The organism is Blastomonas sp. SL216 (assembly GCA_026625625.1).
GTDB lineage: Bacteria > Pseudomonadota > Alphaproteobacteria > Sphingomonadales > Sphingomonadaceae > Blastomonas.
This window is the reverse complement of the sequence record CP113055.1, coordinates 494,743-515,657: the sequence shown is the minus strand read 5'-3', so window position 1 is coordinate 515,657 and position 20,915 is coordinate 494,743. Positions and strand designations below refer to the sequence as shown.

At 64.5% G+C, this 20,915-nt stretch carries 18 protein-coding genes; 15 read left to right on the top strand and 3 right to left on the bottom strand.

Annotated features, from left to right (window positions below):
* Window positions 1-96: 96 nt before the first annotated feature.
* The 4 genes from OU999_02485 (at window position 97) to OU999_02470 (ending at window position 3,407) form a co-directional block, all read left to right on the top strand.
* The gene (locus tag OU999_02485; GenBank protein ID WAC24083.1) at window positions 97-1,155 is read left to right on the top strand and encodes a DUF2332 family protein; all 1,059 of its coding nucleotides are present in this window, start codon (window positions 97-99) and stop codon (window positions 1,153-1,155) included.
* Window positions 1,156-1,207: 52 nt separating this feature from the next.
* A complete protein-coding gene (locus tag OU999_02480; GenBank protein ID WAC24082.1) occupies window positions 1,208-1,777 on the top strand; it encodes a YkgJ family cysteine cluster protein in 570 nt (189 codons plus the stop codon).
* Window positions 1,778-1,848: 71 nt separating this feature from the next.
* Complete coding sequence (locus OU999_02475; GenBank protein WAC24081.1) at window positions 1,849-3,048, top strand: molybdopterin-dependent oxidoreductase; 1,200 nt, start codon at window positions 1,849-1,851, stop codon at window positions 3,046-3,048.
* Window positions 3,048-3,407, top strand: coding sequence for a cytochrome C nitrite reductase (locus OU999_02470; GenBank protein WAC24080.1), 360 nt, complete (start codon window positions 3,048-3,050; stop codon window positions 3,405-3,407). Before OU999_02475 ends, OU999_02470 begins: the two co-directional genes overlap by 1 nt.
* Here OU999_02470 and OU999_02465 read toward each other — a convergent pair.
* Window positions 3,404-4,507, bottom strand: coding sequence for a putative sulfate exporter family transporter (locus OU999_02465; GenBank protein WAC24079.1), 1,104 nt, complete (start codon window positions 4,505-4,507; stop codon window positions 3,404-3,406). The two genes, OU999_02470 and OU999_02465, sit on opposite strands and share 4 nt — an antisense overlap.
* A gap of 131 nt (window positions 4,508-4,638) precedes the next feature.
* On the opposite strand from OU999_02465, the gene OU999_02460 reads away from it, so the two are divergent.
* The gene (locus OU999_02460) at window positions 4,639-5,865 is read left to right on the top strand and encodes an MFS transporter (GenBank protein ID WAC25328.1); all 1,227 of its coding nucleotides are present in this window, start codon (window positions 4,639-4,641) and stop codon (window positions 5,863-5,865) included.
* 23 nt (window positions 5,866-5,888) lie between these two features.
* On the opposite strand, the gene OU999_02455 is transcribed toward OU999_02460, so the two are convergent.
* Window positions 5,889-6,359 (bottom strand): hypothetical protein, encoded by a 471-nt coding sequence (locus OU999_02455; GenBank protein ID WAC24078.1) that lies wholly within the window; start codon window positions 6,357-6,359, stop codon window positions 5,889-5,891.
* A gap of 208 nt (window positions 6,360-6,567) precedes the next feature.
* On the opposite strand from OU999_02455, the gene OU999_02450 reads away from it, so the two are divergent.
* Entirely contained in the window at window positions 6,568-7,788 is a 1,221-nt protein-coding gene (locus OU999_02450) for a serine hydrolase (protein WAC24077.1), read from the top strand.
* A gap of 408 nt (window positions 7,789-8,196) precedes the next feature.
* Entirely contained in the window at window positions 8,197-8,751 is a 555-nt protein-coding gene (locus OU999_02445; protein ID WAC24076.1) for a hypothetical protein, read from the top strand.
* A gap of 327 nt (window positions 8,752-9,078) precedes the next feature.
* Here OU999_02445 and OU999_02440 read toward each other — a convergent pair whose 3' ends face one another.
* Window positions 9,079-11,418, bottom strand: a complete 2,340-nt coding sequence (locus OU999_02440) for a TonB-dependent receptor (GenBank protein ID WAC24075.1) — start codon at window positions 11,416-11,418, stop codon at window positions 9,079-9,081.
* Window positions 11,419-11,595: 177 nt separating this feature from the next.
* Between OU999_02440 and OU999_02435 the strand changes: the two genes are divergently transcribed.
* From OU999_02435 to OU999_02400, 8 genes are all read left to right on the top strand, one after another.
* Window positions 11,596-13,605 (top strand): alpha-glucosidase, encoded by a 2,010-nt coding sequence (locus OU999_02435; protein WAC24074.1) that lies wholly within the window; start codon window positions 11,596-11,598, stop codon window positions 13,603-13,605.
* Window positions 13,602-14,615: a LacI family DNA-binding transcriptional regulator gene (locus OU999_02430; protein WAC24073.1), complete on the top strand. Its 1,014-nt coding sequence runs from the start codon at window positions 13,602-13,604 to the stop codon at window positions 14,613-14,615. The genes OU999_02435 and OU999_02430 overlap by 4 nt, the downstream gene beginning before the upstream one ends.
* Complete coding sequence (locus OU999_02425; GenBank protein ID WAC24072.1) at window positions 14,612-15,526, top strand: aldo/keto reductase; 915 nt, start codon at window positions 14,612-14,614, stop codon at window positions 15,524-15,526. The genes OU999_02430 and OU999_02425 overlap by 4 nt, the downstream gene beginning before the upstream one ends.
* A gap of 116 nt (window positions 15,527-15,642) precedes the next feature.
* A complete protein-coding gene (locus OU999_02420) occupies window positions 15,643-16,740 on the top strand; it encodes an LLM class flavin-dependent oxidoreductase (protein WAC24071.1) in 1,098 nt (365 codons plus the stop codon).
* On the top strand, window positions 16,740-18,242 hold the full coding sequence (gene glpD / locus OU999_02415) for a glycerol-3-phosphate dehydrogenase (GenBank protein WAC24070.1): 1,503 nt from the start codon (window positions 16,740-16,742) through the stop codon (window positions 18,240-18,242). Before OU999_02420 ends, glpD begins: the two co-directional genes overlap by 1 nt.
* Window positions 18,239-18,817, top strand: a complete 579-nt coding sequence (locus OU999_02410; protein WAC24069.1) for an NAD(P)H-dependent oxidoreductase — start codon at window positions 18,239-18,241, stop codon at window positions 18,815-18,817. The genes glpD and OU999_02410 overlap by 4 nt, the downstream gene beginning before the upstream one ends.
* Window positions 18,814-19,431, top strand: coding sequence for a 3,4-dihydroxy-2-butanone-4-phosphate synthase (locus tag OU999_02405; protein WAC24068.1), 618 nt, complete (start codon window positions 18,814-18,816; stop codon window positions 19,429-19,431). The genes OU999_02410 and OU999_02405 overlap by 4 nt, the downstream gene beginning before the upstream one ends.
* Window positions 19,421-20,887, top strand: a complete 1,467-nt coding sequence (locus OU999_02400) for a glycerol kinase (protein WAC24067.1) — start codon at window positions 19,421-19,423, stop codon at window positions 20,885-20,887. Before OU999_02405 ends, OU999_02400 begins: the two co-directional genes overlap by 11 nt.
* Window positions 20,888-20,915: the final 28 nt, after the last annotated feature.

Sequence of the window (20,915 nt, the reverse complement as noted above, 5' to 3'; positions counted from 1 at the left end):
TGGTCGGGTGTCCTTGCCGACTTCTCATTGGCGGGAAAAATGACTTCACTAGCGCTTCAATTATCAGCCGAAAAGCTCGGCCCAGACCGCAAGCGCATGCCAGACAGCGCCGACCTGCTGACGCTGCCTGGTACCATCGACACGCCATCGGAATTGACGCGGCAGGCAGATATCTGCCGCGCGCTGGGATCGGATTTTGTCGGCCGGGTGCTGGAGGCTGCCGACCGGCAACTCCACCATGCGCCCATGACCGAGGCGGTGATTGCCAGCTGGCCGGGTGACCGCGCCGCTGCGGCCTTGGCCATGCGCCTCAACGGTGCGCTGCATGCCATCGCGCGGCGCGGGATCGTGCCGGAACTGACCGCGCTCTATCGCGGAGATCATGCCGATTTCGACCATGCGCTGGCGCTCGCTCTGGCACGTTGCGACCTGTTCATCATCGAATGGCTGCGCGACCCGACACAGACCAACGAGGTCGGCCGCTCCGCCGCACTGATGGCGGCCTTGATGGTCGCCGCCAAGCGCTTTGACCTGCCTTTCGAGCTGCTGGAGCTGGGCACCAGCTGTGGCCTCAACCTCAACCTCGCCCGCTATGGCTATGATCTTGGCGGCGTGCAGTGCGGAGACCGGGAATCGCCGTTGCGCATCGCGCCCGAATGGCGGGGCCCTGCGCCCGTAACCGCTCCGGTCGACATAATCTCCGCCAGCGGCGCCGATCTGCACCCGCTTTATGCCAGCCATGCCGATTCCTGCGAGCGACTGCTGGCATTCATCTGGGCCGATCAGCGCCATCGCGTGCAGCGGCTTGAGCATGCACTCGACATCGCGCGCGCCTGCCCGCCACAGATCGAACAGGCCGAGGCCCTGGCCTGGATCGAGCGCAAGCTTGCCTGGCCGCAGCCCGCCGGCACCTGCCGCGTGATATTCCATTCGATGTTCCGCCAGTATCTGCCGGTGCCCGAGCGCGCACGCCTGGCCGAAATCATCGCCGATGCGGGTGAACGCGCAACCGAACAGAGCCCGCTTGCCTGGATCAACCTGGAATGGACGCCCGATCGCAGCGAGGTGCAGCTGATGCTCACCTGCTGGCCCGATGGCGAACAGCGCCTGCTGGCAACCTGCCACCCTTATGGCGAATGGATCGCTTGGCGCTGAACAACGCCGGGGCACTTGCATTCAGCCCCCCTGCCCGCCACAGCTTGACGCCATGACGGGCGATACGGATCTGGAAACACTGCTGCTGGGCCCCGTGCTTGCGGAGCGCGATTGCGGCGGTTGCACCGCCTGCTGCGTCACGCTGAAGGTCGATACGCCGGATTTCGCCAAGCCCGCCGGCACGCCGTGCACCAAGCTTACTCCCACAGGATGCAGCATCCATGCGGTGCGCCCCACGATCTGCCGCACCTGGTTCTGTGCCTGGCGCAGGGTGGCGGCGCTGCCCGAAGAGGCGAGGCCAGACCGATCGGGCCTGATCGTCTCGGTCAGCTTCAACCAAGAAGCGCGCAACGCGTTCGAGGCCATCGCGCTGACCGTGCTGGCGCTTCCCGGCAGCGATGCGATCGCCAGCGGCATGGCCGCGCGCGTGCTCGATTCGCTGTGCGACCAGCTGGTCGCGGTGTGGTTCAGCGACGGTGCGCGCAAGATGCTGATGCATCCGGAAAATGATGTTGCCGAGCTCGTGCTGTCGGGTGACCCGCCGCCTGCCGCCCTCGCCGACGAGGTCGCCGCATGGCGCGAACGCTATCGTGCATTCCTGCCCGCGCGCGACTATGACTAACGGTGGACATACGCTGCATCCTGCGCAAAAAGGCGATGCGCGCTATGGCGCGGAAGGATATGGGAGCGGAAATGAACGGGATCGACCGGAGGCTGTTCGTGGCAGGCGCAGGCGCGGCGCTCATCGGGGCGGCGGCCAAGAGCGGTGGCGGCAGCATCACCCTGCCCTTTGCCAATGGAGAACGGCCGCTGGTCCAGCTGCCCGGCAAGCGCGCGATGATCCTGCTGACCAGCCGCCCACCGCAACTCGAAACCCCGTTTTCGGTCTTCAATGACGGGCTGCTGACGCCCAATGACGCCTTTTTCGTGCGCTATCACCTGTCGGGCCTGCCGACAGAGATCGATCCGCGCAGCTTCCGCCTGGCCATCGGAGGGCATGTCGAAAAGCCGTTGCAGCTGACGCTCGATTCGCTGCGCCGCGATTTTCCGGTGAGCGAGATCGTCGCGGTGAACCAGTGCTCGGGCAACAGCCGGGGCTTTGTCACTCCGCGCGTCGCCGGCGGCCAGTTGGGCAATGGCGCGATGGGCAACGCGCGCTGGCAGGGCGTGGCGCTCAAGCACCTGCTCGACAAGGCCGGAATTCGCCCCGGCGCAGCGCAGGTGACGTTCAACGGGCTCGACAATCCGCCTGCTGATGGCATTGCCGATTTCGTCAAGGCGCTGGACATCGACCATGCCCGGGATGGCGAGGTGATGGTCGCCTTTGCCATGAACGGCGAGGAGCTGCCCTTCCTCAACGGCTATCCGCTGCGCCTGGTCGTACCGGGCCATTTCGGCACCTATTGGGTCAAGCACCTTAATGAAATCAATGTCGTGGACGCCGAGTTTGACGGGTATTGGATGAAGACCGCCTATCGCATTCCCGACAATGACTGCCGCTGTGTCGAGCCGGGCACCAAGCCCGACAAGACCCGTCCGATTGCGCGGTTCAACGTGCGCAGCTTCATCACCAGCCATGCCGATGGCGAAAAAATTGGTGCCGGGCGCACTACCGAATTGCGCGGCATTGCGTTCAGCGGCGGCGATCCGGTCAAGCGGGTGATGGTCTCGCCCGACAATGGCCGCAACTGGCAGGAAGCAAAGCTGGGCGAGGATATGGGCCGTTATTCGTTCCGCGACTGGCGGCTCGGCATCACGCTAGCCAAGGGTCGCCACCCCCTGCGCGTGCGCGCAGAGACCCAGAGCGGCGAGGTTCAGCCGATGGAGCCGCTCTGGCAGCCTGCTGGCTATATGCGCAATGTGGCCGAAACGGTCGTGCTGGAGGCAGTGTGATGCAGAGCAAGGGACTTGTCATCGGGCTCGGCCTGCTGGGCCTTGCCGCAGCCGGTGCGGCATGGTCGCTGCTGGACAGCGAGAACGGACCGCAGGTTGTCGAAGCACGTATAGAGCCGGTCAGCTATCAGCTGCCGGAAGAGACCATTCCTGCCGAGCTTGCGGATGCGGGCGCAGAGGTCGTGGTCAACAACTGCACCGCCTGTCACAGCCTGGAATATGTCACCACCCAGCCGCGCGGCATGGGCGACAAGTTCTGGACCGACGAGGTGACCAAGATGGTCAAGGTCTATGGCGCGCCGGTCGAGCCCGCCGATGCCGAGGCGATCGCGAAACTGCTGGCCGAACGCTTCGGTTAAAAGAGCAGCATCACCACCGCGAACGAGGCGGCGAGGCTGGTCAATGTCGCGATCATCACCGGGATTGCCGGACGAATTCCGGTTTCGAGCAACAGGTCCATGCGGCTGCGCATCGCGGTGGCGATCACCGCGATCAGCAGCAGGCCTTTCGAAAGGCTGAGCGCCGAATCGCGCACCGGTTCGGGCATGGCGACCAGCGAATTGAGCAACACCACGCCAAAGAAGGCGACGATGAACCAGGGCAGCGCCAGCCGCTTCCACAAGGGGCTCCCTTCGGCCTGATCGGCATTGCCTATGGCCAGCCCCGTGATGATGACCACGGGTGCCAGCATCGCCACGCGCGACAGCTTGACGATGGCGGCATAGCTGCCCGCGGCTTCCGAAAACGCATAGCCGCCGCCGATGGCCTGCGCGACATCATGGATCGATGCGCCAATCAGGAACCCCGCCTGCTGGTCGCTCAGGCCCAGATATTCCGCGAGAATCGGGTAGAGCGACATCGCAAGCGCGCTGGCCAGCGACACGACGACGAGCGTGATCGCGAATTGCGACTGGTTGAGCCGCTCGCGCCCGATAATGCCGTAGAGCGCCATTGCCGCGCTGGCCCCGCAGATCGCGGTCGCACCGCCTGCCAGAATGCCGGTATAGTTGGACTGACCAACCAGCCGCGCGCCGAGAATCCCAGCGAGGAAGGTCACCGTCATGATCGCGGCGAGCGCGGCAAAGGGCTGCACGCCCAGCGACCCGATCTGCGCGAAGGTCACCTGCAACCCCAGGAGCACAACTCCGAAGCGCAGACAGGTGCGCGAGGCGAAATCGAGCCCCTTGTGGCTGCGCGGATCGCGCGCGACGAAGCTCAGCGACAGCCCGATCAGCAACCCGAGCAGGATGATCGGGAAGTTGTAATGTTCGGAAAGCCATGCGGCCGCGCCTGCAGCAATCGCGCAGATGGCCAGCCCCTGGAAGATAGTGTCGCGCGGCTTGGCCGCCTCTGGTGCGGCATCGGCGGCTGGCTGCGGCGTGACATCCGCCAGATACATTTCGCCGAACAGGTCACCTGCTGCGGGCAGCGAATCCCAGTCAATCTCCTGCCGCTTCAATGCTCAGCCCTCCCCTGCCCGATGCCCGGATATGTCCTTCGGTGTCATATAGGGCTTTTCTTACGCGCGCGAGCGGCTATCGTGCAAGCATGAAGCGCCGTGGACAGGCGCGTGCAACGGGAGGAAGCGCGATGGACGAGGCACGGCATCAGGGCATGGCACGCGGCGCGGCAATCGCGCTGGTCGTCCTGCTCTTCCTGGGCAATGCGCTCAACTATGTCGACCGGCAGGTGCTCGCGCTGCTGAAACCGACATTGGAGGCCGAATTCGGCTGGTCGGATGCCGATTACGCGCATCTCGGCTCCTCCTTCCAGATTGCCGCGGCAGGCACCTTGCTGTTCGTCGGCTGGTTCGTTGATCGCCTCGGCGTGCGCGTCGCTTATGCCATCGCGGTCACGGTGTGGAGTGCCGCCGGAATGGCGCACGCGCTGGCGCAGACCGTGCAGCAATTCGTCGCCGCGCGGATCGTGCTGGCGGCGGGCGAATCGGTCAGCACGCCTGCGGGGCTGAAGGCGGCGGCCATGTACCTGCCCGTCGCGCAGCGCAGTGTCGCCATCGGCCTGATCAACACCGCGCCCAATATCGGCGCGATCCTCACCCCCTTGCTGATCCCGCCCTTTGCGCTGGCGTTCGGCTGGCAGGCGGCATTCTGGGTCACCGGCGCGCTCGGCTTCTTCTGGCTCGCCGGCTGGTGGTGGGGCACGCGGAACCTCAAGCCGATCGGCGACATTCCGGAGCGGTCGCCGGTGCCCTGGGGCGTGCTGCTCTCCGACCGCAAGACCTGGACCGTGATCGGCGCGAAATTCTGCATCGATGCGGTATGGTGGTTCGTGCTGTTCTGGATGCCCGATTTCTTCAACCGCCAGTTCGGGCTTTCCCAGGGCGACTTGGGTTGGCCGATCGCGATCATCTTCACGCTGGCCGCATTGGGCGCGATCACGTCCGGAGGCCTGTATCCGATCCTGCTGAGCCGGGGCATGACCGTCAACGCCGCGCGCAAGACCTCGATGCTGTTCTATGCGCTGGTGGTGCTCGCCATGCCGCTCTCGCTCCAGACCGGAAATCCGTGGATCGCAGCGGTGCTGATCGGCCTCGGCCTGTTCGCGCATCAGGGCTTTTCGACCAATGTCTTCGGCATGACCGCCGACATCATCCCCGCCACCCGCGTCGCCAGCGTCATCGCGCTGGGCGCAGTCGCGGGCAATTTGTCGGGCACCGCCATCATCGAGTTTGCCGGCTATTCGCTGGGCAGCGGCATGGGATATGTGCCCCTGTTCGCGATCTGCGGCAGCGCGTATCTGGTCGCGCTGGCGTTCATCCAGGTGATGATCCCAAGGTTGAAGCTGGCGGCGGAGTGAGGGTATCGAGGTTGTCGGCGGGATCAGAGTTTGACCGCTGCAACGTGCAGCAGATAGCGCGGACTTGCAGCGCTTTCGCATGCGCGATAGCGGTCCATCAGGGCTTTCAGTTCCTGTCGCAGCCGGGCCGCATCGGCTCGCGTCAGACCGACGTCGAGCCATAGTTCAACGGCATCCTTCTGCTGGTCGGGATCAGTCACAAGCTCGGCGCGGGGACGAACGCCATCATGTTTGAAGCAAATCCCCTGCAGTGACCTGTTCAAATTCTGATCAAGCAGGTTCCGCAGTTTCCGTGTGAATGCTGTCCCCGGCATTTCGTCGATGAGATCGGCGGCCACAAAGAAGGATTTGGCGACCGCACGATAGAATTTCACCGCCCGCCCGGACCGGGGCTGCTCTCGCGTGATCTCGACCAGGCCCAGTCGCATACATTGCGAGACATGATAGTGTAGCAGGCTGAGCGGGAGCTCGGTGGCCGATGCCAGTTCGGTCATCGACATCTCCCCCGCTATCAGAGTTTGTATGGTCTTGCGCTGACGGGGCGATGCAAAGGCTGCGGCCGCTGCTCGCTCCGTTACATGCATATGTTCACGCATCGACTGCCTCCTGGGCTGACCATTCAACAAACCTGCTAGTTCAAGACCATCTATAGAATTTGAAGTTGGTGCCCGTCAAAGCTGCTGAACCTCTGTGGGAGACAAAATGGTGCGTTTGATTCGACCGATTTCAGCCATGCTCATCACGGCAGTGCTGGCCTGTCCGGGGGCTGGTGCCACCGCCACCGCACAAGCGCTGGACGACGATGCGTTGCGCGCGTGCCTGGCGGGCGTTGCAGCCCCTTCGTCTTTCTCTGGCGTCATTGCAGTATCGCGGCAAGGCGGCGCTGTATCCTTTACGCAGGGCCTGATGGCCGGGGACGGGAGCGCCGCCATCGCAAGCGATGCCAGGTTCAATCTGGGATCAGCCAGCAAAATGTTCACGGCGGTCGCGGTGGCCCAACTGGTCGATGCGGGCAAGATCGGTTTGGACGATCCCATCAAGATTCATGTCGATGGCCTGACGACCGAAGCTGGAGCAGTGACCGTCCGTCAGTTGCTGACCCATAGCAGCGGGCTCGGCAACTTCTTCACGCCGGACAATCTGTCGGCTCTTCAGGCAGCGAGAAGCCTTTCCGATCTGAAACCTCTGGTCGTGCGCGACGTCCCGCAATTCACGCCCGGCTCGCGGTTCCAATATTCAAACTCCGGCTTTCTCCTGCTGGGCCTGATGGTTGAGCGTGTCAGCGGTGAGAGCTTTGAGGCCTATCTCCAGCAGCATATCTTTGCGCCATCGGGGATGACCGCTTCGAGCATCCTGCCAGCCGATAAGGCCAATCGCGCCGTCGGGATGACCAATATGCCTGAAATGCTGCCCCCGCCCCCTGGCAGCGCACCCGGCCAGCATGCTGGACCACCGGGGCCGCCCCCCGGACCACCACCGGGAACGCCTGGCGGGCCGAATGGCATGCAGATGCCGCCGCCCGGTCCGCTTCGTCCCGCCGTGGAAGCAGCACTTGTCGGCAATTCGGCGGGCGGCGCCTATAGCACCGCAGCCGATATGCAGCGTTTTTTTGCGGCTCTGATGTCAGGAAAGCTGACCAGTGCCGCCATGCGTGATCTTCTCATTTCCCCGCAGATTGAGGTGGCTCCTGCTGGTCCCAACAGACCTGCGGTGTCGCATGGCCTCGGCTTTGCGGTTGGCAATTACAACGGGCACCGATGGACGGGCCACAATGGCGGGACTTTGGGGGTGAATGTCGAGACTGCGACATTTCCGGATGATCAAATGACGATTGTGATCATGGCCAATCGCGATCCGCCAGTGGCCATGGAAATGATGCGCAAGGTGCGTGCGATTGTGTTTGATGGCGAGACCTGCACCTGATCAGGCTCCGTTGATATCAGACACCGCGCGCTCGCCCCTCTCAACTCCGGCTAGGCAGCAAGCTGCCGAGCCTTCGTTTCTCTCCCCAAAAGGGGAGAGAGCAAAGCCCGTCAGGCTGAACGCGTTTCAGTATCCATCGCGCCGGATAAACCGAAGGTACGCGGGGATAAATGGACCCTGAAACAAGCCTGTCCTGAGCACCGTCGAAGGGTTCAGTGTGACGGCAGGTTCTGGCGAAGCGCGGGGGCAGCGCAAATGACGGGAATGGGTGGATTGCAGAAAGGCTGCTTTTGGAATGGACGCTTGGCATGCGGCCCCTCAGGCTCACTTGCTTTCGGCCATCATCGCGCCTTAACACCTGTGCAACGCATTATCCACGCGCAATGCTCGGCGGCAGGGGGGACTTGGGTGTTTGATCCGATTAGTGTGTTCACGAAGCAATTTACGCCTATAGACGGGGGATATCTTTATTACCCTTCGATGAAGAGCGGTGGTAAGCTTGTAACTGCTGACGAATATGAACGACTGACCGAAAGCTGGCGTAAAGTAGCAGGGCGGCGCGGTATTTGGATGGTAGTGGGCATTGTGATGCTGGCGGTCTTCGTTTGGACCGTCACCTCAAAATTATTGTCACTGCCGGATTGGTCGAACTCGATCATGGTTGCAGCATGCGTGATCGGTATATCAGCGTGGCTAATCTGGGCCAGCTTTGCCCCGCGTCGCCTCGTTCGGGGCCGGCCCACTATAGCACCCCCAAGACCGGCTTCAGAAGCGCGGCGTCAAGCTCGCGCCATGCTCAATTGGCGCTTTATTATCTTTGCGCTCCTGTTCAGCGGCGTCGCATTCCTAGGATCGTTCAACTCGCCGGAACGCGATCTCAAGACATGGGCTTGGCTCATCGGAAGCGGTGCGTTCTTTGGCCTCTATATCTGGATAGCCGTTCAGAAGTTTCGGGACAGCTAAGCTTCGCGCCTATAATCCATCGGCCAATTCCAAATGCCCGCATTTGGGCCAACACCTAGGTTTATAGAGCGGCAAGAAGGGAGTCGATTGCAGAACGGCAGGTTTTTTCCTGCAAAGCCCTATAGCCGACATTCGCCGCTCCGTATGAGCGGGATTGTGCTTTGGGGTGGATAGGATACCCGGACGCTTCCCCTCCACCACCCGCTGCGCGGGCGGCCCCCTGCCCCAGCAAGCTGGGGGAGGATCAAAAAAGGGCTCCGGACATTGCGCCCAGAGCCCCCTTTGTCTCACCCCACGACCTGCAGGGCTATTCTATGCCGGTAACCCTCAGCGCAGGCGTGCGCGCAGGCTGATGCCGAAATAGCGGTCCGCGTCGCGCGGGATCTGCAGGCGTTGGCCGGCAGTCACGTTGAGCAGGGCGTAGGCCTTGTCGGTGATGTTGCGCGCCAGGAAGCTGATGCGGTAATTGTCTTCGGGGTCCGAAAAACCGATCGAGCCGTTCCAGATGCCATAGGCCGCGATCGGGCCCTGTTCGCCGAGATCGGAGAACTGGCGGCTGACATGGCGGAAATCGGTGTCGAGATACATCTTGAAGCCGCCCAGATCGCGCTCGTAGCTGGTTCCGATGGTCCAGGTGAACTTCGGCGCCAGCGGCAGCTGGGTGCCGTTGCGGGCATCGGGTGCGTTGGTGGCGGGGTTGGGGTTGAACCGCTTGACGGTGGCGTCTGCATAGGCCCCGCTCGCGCGCAGCGTCCAGCCATCGACCGGTACGGCAAGCAGATCGACTTCAAAGCCTTCGCTCTTCACCGATCCGGCATTGGTCAGGTTCGAGACAACCGCGCCATTCAGCAGCACGAAGTTGTTCGCCTGGAAGCCGTCATAGGTGACGGTGAAGGCCGAGGCGTTCAGCTGCACGCGGTTGTCGAGGAACTGCGACTTGATGCCGATTTCGAACGCGTCGGAGGTTTCCTCGTCGATCGGAATCGCATTGGTCGGCGCGGTGTGGTTGAAGAACACGTTGAACGCCGGGCCCTTGTAGCCGCGGGTATAGCTGCCATAGAGCATCACGTCTTCGCTGGGCGTGAACTGCAGCACGGCGCGGCCCGAAAGGTTGCCGTTGGTGCTGTCACCGCGCGAGGTGTTGGTGCCATTGCCGCCCGAAGCGATCGTGCCTCCAGCAGGCGCGCCCGAGACGCCGGGACCGGTCGCCGGCAGGCCGGTGGTCGCGTTCACGCCCGGCGCGCGGGTGTGGACGAAGCTCAGGTCATCCCAGGTGTAGCGCAGGCCGCCCGTCACCGCGAACATGTCGCTCAGGCGATAGGTCGCCTGGCCGAAAATCGCATAGTTGCGCGATTCCACGGCGCTGAACGAGGTCGCGGTCGGGAACAGCGTGTTGGTGCGATCGTTGACGTTGCACGGACGTCCGCCGGTGATCGGATCGATCGGCAGCGTCGAGGTCGCGCAGGTGATGTTGCGGCGGGTGAAGTCCTGCTCGTTGTCCGAACCCCAGATGAAGCCGCCGACCTGATAGAAGAAGGGCTTGGTCTGGTCCGAGGCGAGACGCACTTCGAGCGAGAGCTGCTCGGTGCGGACCTGGCCATTGTCGTGCAGTTCGCCAGTGCCGACAAGCGCGCGCGGCAGGAAGTCGCCTTCGCGGATTTCGGTGTTTTCCCAGTTGCGATAGCCCGCGATCACGCTCAGCACATGGCTGGTGAACACGTCGAAATCGGCCGACGCGGTCAGGCTCCACTGCTTGTCGAGCGTGCGGGTGACGAGGTTGTGATTGACGAAGCGCTGGTTGACACCGCGCGCCACGCCGCCGGGCAGGCCGAGTTCGGCATCGAGCACCGCGCCACGGCTGACGCCGGTTACGTCGGCGCAGCAATCGTCGTCGGCCTCGAAATAATCGGCAATGAAGCGGAAGCGCGAGCCGCCACCATCATAATCTAGGATACCGCGCGCGCCGTAATGCTCGTAACCGTTGATGGTATTGCGACGGCCGCCGTTGATATTGGTGATGTTGCCGTCATAGCTGCCGTAGAACGCGGTGATGCGACCGGTCAGGTTCTCGGCGAGCGGACCGGAAATCGCGCCGCGCAGACGGTATTCATCGTCGTCGAACGCTTCGAGGCGCGCTTCGGCCTGCAGCGTATCGGTGCCGCCCTTGGACACGATATTGACCAGACCGGCCGATGCGTTCTTGCCGAACAGCGTGCCCTGCGGGCCGCGCAGCACTTCAAGGCGCTCGGCATCGACCAGGTCCATGAACGCCTGGCCCGAACGGCTCAGCACGACGCCGTCGACCACGGTCGAAACGCTGGGCTCTGCCGCGATCGAGAAGGTGATGGTGCCAACGCCGCGCATCACGATGGCGCTGTTGGCGCTGGTCGTGCCCTTGCGGAAGCTGACCGAAGGAACAAGTTGGGTCAGCCCTTCGAGGCTGGTGACGCCGGTGGTTTCCAGACGGTCTGCGGTGATCGCGGTTATCGCGATGGGAACGTCCTGGACGTTCTCGGCAACCTTCTGCGCGGTCACGACGATTTCGGTGATGCCGCCCTGGTCTTCATCGGCTGCATCCTGCGCATGAGCGGGCATGGCAAAGGCGAGCGAAAGCGCGGTGGCAGACAGCGCGGCGGCACGGATGGACAGATAATTGGTGAGCTTCATGATACCCTCTCCCTGCGAGATTGCGGTCGTAGCGGGGGCTTGATGCCCCTTGATATGGTCGCCGCGATTGACGCTTGATCTGCTATGACCGCCTCGATATGTCAAGCGGTGTCAGAAAAACGGACAAGGGCTGCGACCATTTCGCAACACTGACAGCCAGGGATGAGGAAAAGCGCGTTGAAACTGCGGGTGCAAGCCCAGAATGACGGGTTCGATCTCCTGTTCGGGGACCGGATCGTGCTGTCTCATCGCCCCGCCTGTCCGGCGGTGGTCATGGCGCGCGGCAACCCCGATATCACGATGTTTCGCGGCAATTTCCGCATTTCCGACTCGCCCAGCGATCAGCTGGCGCCCGCCGCGTTTCGCGAGACCGCAGATGGTATCGAGCTGATCGGCAACGGACAGCCTGTCGCCACCATCGCGCTGAAGGGTAACCGGCTGACGGTGCGCGCGCTCACCCATGGCTATGATCGCCTGCGCGTCCGCTTCCATGCCGAGAGCGGGGAATGCGTCTGGGGCGGCGGCGAGCAGATGAGCTATCTGGCGCTGAGTGGCCGCGCCTTCCCCATCTGGACCAGCGAGCCGGGCGTGGGCCGCGACAAATCGACCGAGCTGACCCGCATCATGGATGCCGAGGGGATGGCGGGCGGCGATTACTGGAACACCAATTATCCGCAGCCAACCTTCATGACCTCGCGCTGGATCGCCGTGCATCTCGATGCCAGCTGCTACAGCGTGCTCGATTTCACCGACCCCGCTTTCCATGCGGTCGACGTGTGGAGCGGTGAGGCAGGTTTTGAGCTGTTTGCGGCCGATGGCCCGATGGAGCTTGTGTCCGCGCTCTCGAAGCGCTTCGGCCGTCAGCCCGAATTGCCCGATTGGGCGATTGGCGGCGCAATCGTCGGGCTGAAATCGGGCATTACCAGTTTCGACCGGCTCGAACGCTTTATCGACGCGGGTACCGCCGTCTCCGCCCTGTGGTGCGAAGACTGGGCGGGCATCCGCGAAACCAGCTTTGGCCGCCGCCTGTTCTGGGATTGGCATAATGGAGAGCGCAGTGCCCAGCGCTATCCGGACCTGAAGGCGCGCATTGCAGATCTGCATCAGCGCGGCATCCGGTTCATGGCCTATGCCAACCCCTACATCTCCGTCGATGGCGACCTGTTCGCCGAGGCGGAAGGCGGCGGCCACTTTTGTCTTCGCACCGATAGCGACGAAGTCCATCTCGTCGATTTCGGCGAGTTCGACTGCGGCGTGGTCGATTTCACCCGGGAGGAAACCCGCGCCTGGTTCGCCGAGCGTGTGCTGGGCCGCGAGATGCTCGATATCGGCATCGACGGCTGGATGGCCGATTTTGGCGAATATCTTCCCACCGATCTGCGCCTCGCCGATGGCTCCGACCCGATGGAGGCGCATAATCGCTGGCCAGTGCTCTGGGCCGAGGTCAACGCCCGCGCCGTCGAAAGCCGGGGCCGCACCGGCGATGCGGTGTTCTTCATGCGCGCCGGATTTTCCGGGGTTCAAGCGCATTGCGCGCTGCTCTGGGCGGGCGACCAGTCGGTCGATTTCACCCGGCATGACGGCATCGGCACGGTGATCACAGGCGCACTGTCCGCCGGCCTTGTCGGCAATACGTACAGCCATTCGGACTGCGGCGGCTATACCTCGCTGCACGGCAATATCCGCACCGAAGAGCTGATGCAGCGCTGGTGCGAGCTGGCCGCCTTCGCGCCTGTGATGCGGAGCCATGAAGGCAACCGGCCCGATGACAATCTGCAATATGATTCGACGCCCGAGCTGATGGCCAGTTTCGCGCGCTGGAGCCGGGTGCATGCGCATCTGGCACCCTATGTGCGGCACCTGTGCAAGGAGGCAAGCGCACACGGCCTGCCGGTGCAGCGCCCACTGTTCCTGCACCATCCGCACGACCCTGCCCTCTTTACGGTGCAGGATCAGTTTCTCTACGGTGCCGACCTGCTGGTGGCTCCGGTGGTCGAACAGGGCGCCGTGGTGCGCGATGTCGTGCTGCCCGGCGCCGGGCAATGGCGGCACGTGTGGACGGGCGTGGATTATGCCCCCGGCACGCACCGCATCGCTGCGCCGATCGGCCAGCCGCCAGTATTCTATCGCCCCGACAGCGCCTTTGCCGCGCTGTTTGGCGGGCTAAACGAGGTGCTGGAGCGATGAGCGAACGGGCGAATATCCGCGATGTCGCGGCCAAGGCGGGCGTGGCGGTCAAGACCGTCAGCCGCGTGCTGAACGGCCATCCCTATGTCAGTCAGACGACGCGCGACCGGGTCGAGGAGGCGATGCGCGACCTCGATTTCCGCCCCAGCGTGGCAGCGCGCATCCTGTCCGGCGGCAAGTCGAACCAGATCGCGCTGATCTATGACAATCACAGCCCCTATTACATGTTCCAGATCCAGACCGGCTGCTGGGATTTCTGCCGCGCCAACCGCATCCGGCTGCTCGCGCAGCCGGTCGATGTGGCCGACCCCCAGGTCGGCGAACAGGTGCGCGGGCTGGTCACCGAAACGCATGTTGACGGCATCATCCTGTCGTCGCCCGTGACCGATTGCGACCCGGTGCTGCGCGCGCTCGAAGCGCTCGACATTCCGTTCGTGCGTATTTCACCGGGCACCAATCACGCGCTCACCAGTTCGGTGTTCATGGACGATGCCCAGGCTGCCGACGACATGACCACGCACCTGATCAATGCTGGGCACCGCCGCATCGGCTTCATCAAGGGGCACCAGAACCATATGGCGTCGGACGACCGTCTGTTCGGCTATCGCCGCGCGCTCGACCGCGCCGGTCTGCCCTATGATCCCGTACTGGTCTGCGATGGTGAGTTCGATTTCGATTCGGGCGTGCGCGGTGGCCGCGTGCTGCTCGATCTGCCGCAGCGGCCCAGCGCGATCTTCGCCTCGAACGACGATATGGCCGCCGGCGTGCTCGCCGTCGCGCATGATCGCGGCATGGATGTGCCCGCCGAGCTCTCGGTCGCAGGGTTTGACGATACCACGCTCGCCCGCACCGTCTGGCCGCCGCTCACCACCATCCATCAGCCGATGGCCGAGCTGGCGCGCACCGCGACCGAAATCCTGATCGCAGGCGGCGATATCAGCCATCGCCGCCTGCCCCACACCCTTATCGAACGCGCCTCCGTGGCGCCCCCAAACAGGACGTTTTCATGAGTGAACTGCCCTTGCCGCCCGCCTTCCGTCCGCTGGGCAGAAGCGACATTGCTGTCTCCCCCATCGCCTGGGGCATGTGGCGGCTGGCCGAAAATGGCCGCAGCGCTGCCGATGCCGCACGGCTGGTCCATGCCGCGCTCGATGCCGGGATCAACTTTCTCGATACGGCGGACATCTATGGCTTTGACGGCCAGGGCGGCTTTGGCGATGCCGAGGCGCTGCTGGGCGAGGTGATCGCCGCCGATCCGGCGCTGCGCCAGCGCATGGTGCTGGCCACCAAGGGCGGGATCCTGCCCCCCCTGCCCTATGACCAGAGCGCCGATTATCTGCGCACCGCGATCGACAATTCGCTGCGCCGCCTGCAGGTGGACATGGTCGACCTGTGGCAGATCCACCGCCCGGACATTCTGGCGCACCCGCAGGAGGTCGCGCGCGTGCTCGACGACGCGGTGAGTGCGGGCAAGATCCGCACCATCGGCGTGTCGAACTTCACAATGCCCCAGATTGCGGCGCTCGACCATTTCCTGGCGAACAAGTTGGTCACCACCCAGCCCGAGATCAGCCCGCTGCGCATCACCTGCTTCGAAAATGGCGAGCTTGATCAGGCGATGATGATGGGCCTCACGCCGATGGCCTGGTCGCCGCTGGGCGGCGGACGGCTGGCAGCGGCAGAGACCGCGCGCGACCGCGCCGTGGCAGCGTCGCTGGATGTGGTTGCAGAGGCGCAAGGCGTGTCGCGCAGCGTTGCGGCCTATAGCTGGCTGATGGCGCACCCGGCGGGCATCGTGCCCATCATCGGGTCGCAACAGGCCGAGCGCATTGCCGAGGGCGCTCAGGCTCTCAAGGTGCGCTGGAGCCGGCAGGACTGGTACGCGGTGCTCGTGGCAGCGCGCGGCGAGCCCCTGCCCTGAAGCTGCGCGGCGTGCTTCGACAGGCTCGACATGGGCGGAGTCAAAGCAGCCATTCAAACCCCATCCGCTCAGCCTGAGCTTGTCGAAGGCCCCGCGCCAGACCGAAGGAAGCAACAATGACCCAAGCCACCGACCAACAATGCGAAATCGCCTGGTTTTCGGCGCTGTGCGACGATGACTATGAGTTCCTGGGCGTGCCCGACCCGTATCTGCAGTCGAGCTGGGAGCATTGCCGCAACATCGTGTTGCGCGCCGAAGAGGGCGGGTTCGACAACATCCTGCTGCCTTCGGGCTATAGCCTTGGCCTCGACACCACCGCCTTCGCCGCTGCCGTCGCCACCCAGGTCCGCCGCATCAAGCTGCTCTGGGCGACGCGCATGGGTGAGGACTGGCCGCCGCAGCTCGCCCGCCGGATCGCGACGCTGGACCGCATCCTCGGCCCCAATGCCGCAGGCACCGGCGGGCGGTTGAACGTCAACATCATCTCGTCCGACATGCCGGGCGAGAAGATCGAATCCGGCCCCCGCTATGCCCGCGCAACCGAGATCATGAAGATCGTGCGCACCCTGCTGAATGGCGAGGCGCTCGATTTCCAAGGCGATTTTTTCAACCTGAAGCTCGATCCGCCGCGCGTCACCACGCTGTCGGGCAAATGCCCCGCCTTCTATTTCGGTGGGCTGAGCCATGAAGCGCGCGAGTGCGCTGCAGAAGCCTGCGACGTATACCTGATGTGGCCCGACACGATGGACAAGGTGCGCGAGAACATCGCCGACCTGAAGGCCCGCGCCGCGAAATATGGCCGTACGCTCAAGTTCGGTTATCGCGTCCATGTCATCGTGCGCGAGACCGAAGACGAAGCGCGCGCCTATGCTGATCGGCTGCTCTCCAAGCTCGACGACGAAGCCGGCAAGGCGATCCGCGAAAAGTCGCTCGATGCCAAGAATTACGGCGTGCAGCGTCAGCAGGAGCTGCGCGGGGCCGCCGATGGCGATGGCTTTGTCGAGGAAAACCTCTGGACCGGCATCGGCCGCGCCCGCTCGGGCTGTGGCGCAGCGATCGTCGGCACGCCCGATCAGGTGCTCGCCAAGCTGCGCGCCTATCAGGCCGAGGGCATCGAGGCGTTCATCCTCTCGGGCTATCCGCATGTGCAGGAAGCCGATATGTTTGCGCGCTACGTTCTGCCGCATATCCAGCACGGACCGCTCGACATCTGATGGACCAGTCGCCGCATCCTGACGCCAGCGTGTTCGACGTCGCCGTGATCGGCGGCGGCGTCAACGGCACCGGCATTGCGCGCGATGCCGCAGGGCGCGGCGCGCGCGTGCTGTTGCTCGAGGCGCAGGATCTGGCCAGCGGCACCTCGTCCAACTCGAGCAAGCTGATCCATGGCGGCCTGCGCTATCTGGAGCATTACGAATTCGGTCTGGTGCGCGAGGCGCTGGGGGAGCGTGAGATCCTCTGGGGCATCGCGCCGCACATCATCTGGCCGATGCGGTTCGTGCTGCCCTGGGTCAAGGGCCTGCGCCCGCGCTGGCTGCTGCGGCTCGGGCTGTTCCTCTACGACCATCTCGGCATGCGCAAGCTGCTGCCTGCGACCGAGACGATCCGGCTCGACCGACATCCGGCGGGCAAGCCGCTCAAGCCCGAATTCGTGCACGGTTTCGTCTATTCGGACGGCTGGGTCGATGATGCGCGGCTCGTGGTGCTCAATGCCCGCGACGCCGCCGATCATGGCGCTCAGGTGCGCACACGCTGCCCGGTGACCAGGCTGGAGCGCGCAGGCGAACTGTGGCGCATCGAGACGCCGCAGGGCGAATTCGCCGCGCGCTCTGTCATCAACGCCGCCGGTCCCTCGGTGCTCGGGATCCTGGGCAAGTCAGGCGAGCAGCCCAAACAGTCGATCAGGCTGGTGCGCGGATCGCATATCGTGGTGCGCAAGCTGTTCGATCACCCGCACCCCTATTTCTTCCAGCTCCCCGATGGCCGCATCTTCTTCGCCATTCCCTATGAGCAGGATTTCACGCTGATCGGCACCACCGACCGCGACCAGCAACCTGGCGAACCCATCGTCGCGAGCGAGGAAGAAATCGCCTATCTGTGCGAGGGCGCGAGCCGCTTCTTCACCAGGCCGGTGACCCCCGCCGATGTCGTATGGACCTATTCGGGCGTTCGGCCGCTGGTCGATGACGGGTCGGGCAAGCCCGAAGCCGCGACGCGCGGCTATCGCTTCGATCTTACCGAAGCGCACGAGGGTGCGCCGATGCTGTCGGTATTCGGCGGCAAGATCACCACCTTCCGCACGCTCAGCCAGGAAGCGGTCGACACGATGGCGAGCCGCATCCCGGCATTGCGCGGCGATCACTGGACGCACAGCCGCCCCCTGCCCGGTGGCGATTTCGGCGTGGATCAGGTGGAGCAGCAGATCGCCTCGCTGCGCGCGCGCTATCCGTTCCTCGAGGCCGGCTGGGCCGAGCGCCTGGTCCACAGCTATGGCACGGTCGCGGCAGAATTTCTGGGCGATGCCGCGACGCTCGACCAATGCGGCCGCCATTTCGGCCATGGCCTGACCGAAGCCGAAGTCCGCCATCTGGTGACCAACGAATGGGCGATGAGCGCTGAGGATATCCTCTGGCGGCGCACCAAGCTGGGGCTTCATCTCTCGCCCGAACAGGCGCACGATCTCGACCGGTTTTTCACAGAGGAATTGACGTCATGACACCCCGCATCGTCGCCATCGGCGGCACCGTTTCCATCGGCAGCACCACTGAGCTGGCGCTGCGCACCGCGATGGCGAGCGCCGCCGCGCACGGTGCAGAGGTGCAGCTGTTCGACGGGGCCTATCTCGCCGCGCTGCCGCATTATCGCAGCAGCGCGCATGCGGGAGAGGAAGGCCGCGAGATGGTCGAGGCGGTGCGTGCCGCCGATGGCGTGCTGCTCGCAGCGCCCGGCTATCACGGCACGATCTCGGGCCTGGTCAAGAACGCGCTCGATTATCTGGAAGACCTGTCCAAGGACGCCCGGCCCTATCTCGATGGGCGGGCGGTCGGGCTGATCGCCACGGCCTATGGCGACCAGGCGACGATGAGCACGATGCAGACGCTGCGCAGCATCGTCCACGCGCTGCGTGGCTGGCCGACGCCGATGGGCGCGACGATCCGCACCTATCCCGGCCTGTATTCGCCCGATGGCGAGTGTCTCGACGACCGCGCGCGGATGCAGCTCGACATGGTCGGCCAGCAGGTCGTGCAGGGCGCAACCAGCCTCAGCGCCATGGCAAGGCCCGCCGCATGAGCATCGCAGCTGCGGTGGAGGCCCTGAAACAGGGCAAGGTCATCATCATCACCGGCGACCAGTTCCGCCGGGGCGACATGGATTTCGCCGTCGCCGCCGAGCATGCGACGCCCGAGGCGATCAATTTCATGGCGACCTATGGCCGGGGCCTGATCTGCCTTGCGATGCAGCAGGACCGCGCGCTGCGGCTGGGCATCGGCCTGATGAACCCAGGCAAGGATCGTCAGTCCGGACGGCCCCTGGGCCGCTCGATCGAGGCGGCAGAAGGCGTCACCACCGGCATTTCCGCCGCCGACCGCGCACAGACCGTCAAGGTCGCGGTCGCGCCCGATGCCACCGCCGACGACATCGTCTCGCCGGGCCATATCTTCCCGCTAATCTGCTCTGCAGGCGGCGTTGCCGAGCGACCTGCCGCCGCCGAAGCCGCAATCGACCTGACCCGCCGCGCAGGCTGCGGTGATGCGGCGGTGATCTGCTCGATCATGCGCGACGATGGCGAGATGGCGCGGCCTGCCGATATTGCAGATCTGGTCGAACGCTTCGGCCTGGAGGTTGCCGATATCGGCGATCTGCTGGGCGACAGCGCGGACAAGGAGGCAGCGCATGGCGGGTGACAAGCTGATCCTGGTGCTGGACGAAGGCACCACGTCCACCCGCGCGATGCTCTATACGCTGTCGGGAGAATGGATCGCCACCGAACAGCGCGACATCACCCAGCACTATCCCCAGCCCGGCTGGGTCGAGCATGACGCAGCCGAAATCTGGGACCGCACATTGGTCTGCGCGCGCAAGATGATCGAGCGCGCGGGCGGCGCGGAGCGGATCGCCGCGATCGGCGTCACCAATCAGCGCGAGACTGTCGTGGCCTGGGACAAAGCTACCGGCCAGCCGCTCGGCAAGGCGATTGTCTGGCAGGATCGGCGGACCGACGAACAGTGCCAGCACTTGCGCGCGGCCGGGCATGAGGGCGCGGTGCAATCGGCGACCGGCCTGCTGCTCGACCCCTATTTCTCCGCGACCAAGATGGCGTGGATGCTGCGCAACATCGATGGGGCAGACGCGCTGAGCGACCGGCTTGCCTTCGGCACGATCGAAAGCTGGCTAGTGTGGAATCTCACCGGCGGTCTGCATGTCACCGACGTTTCCAATGCGAGCCGCACCAGCCTGTTCGCCCTGACCGGTCAGGGCTGGGACCAGGGGCTGTGCGACCTTTTCGGCGTGCCGCGTTCCGCGCTGCCGGAGGTCGTGCCCAGCACCGGCACGTTCGGCACCACCCTGCCCGCGCTGTTCGGCGCGGCGATCCCGATCACCGGGCTTGCGGGCGACCAGCAATCCGCCACAATCGGCCAGGGCTGTTTCAGCCAGGGCCAGACCAAGGCGACGCTGGGCACCGGCGCGTTCATCCTGGCTAATATGGGCCAGACCCCGCCCAGGTCAGAGCATCGCCTGCTCGGCACGATTTTGTGCGAGGTGAACGGCACGCGCAGCTTTGCGCTGGAAGGATCGGTCTTTGTCGCTGGCAGCCTGGTCAAATGGCTGCGCGACAGCATCGGCCTGCTCGGCGATGCGGCCGAGAGCGAAGCGCTCGCCCGGTCGGTGCCCGATAGCGGCGGCGTGGTCGTGGTCCCTGCCCTGTCAGGCCTGGGAGCGCCCTATTGGATGCCCGATGCACGCGGCAGCATCAGCGGGCTCTCGTTCGCCACCACCCGCGCGCATATCGTGCGCGCTGCGCTCGAATCGGTCGCCAATGTGTTCCACGATCTCGGTCGTGCCTTTGCCGCCGACGGGGCTGGATGGTCGGTGCTGCGGCTCGACGGAGGCATGAGCGCCAATGACTGGATCGCGCAGGATATCGCCAATGTGCTGGGCATTCCCTGCGAACGCCCGAGCGACGTCGAGACAACGGCGCGCGGCGCGGCGATCCTGGCGGCGATCGGCTCCGGCCATTATGGCTCGCTTGAAGAGGCCCGCGCGATGGTGGCCCCGATCCAGACCTTCGAGCCCGCCATGGACAATGCCGTGCGCGACCGGCGCCTCGGGCAGTGGTCGGCAGCGATCAGGCCGTCCTGATCATCTGCCGGCGTGCGCTGTCGCCGGT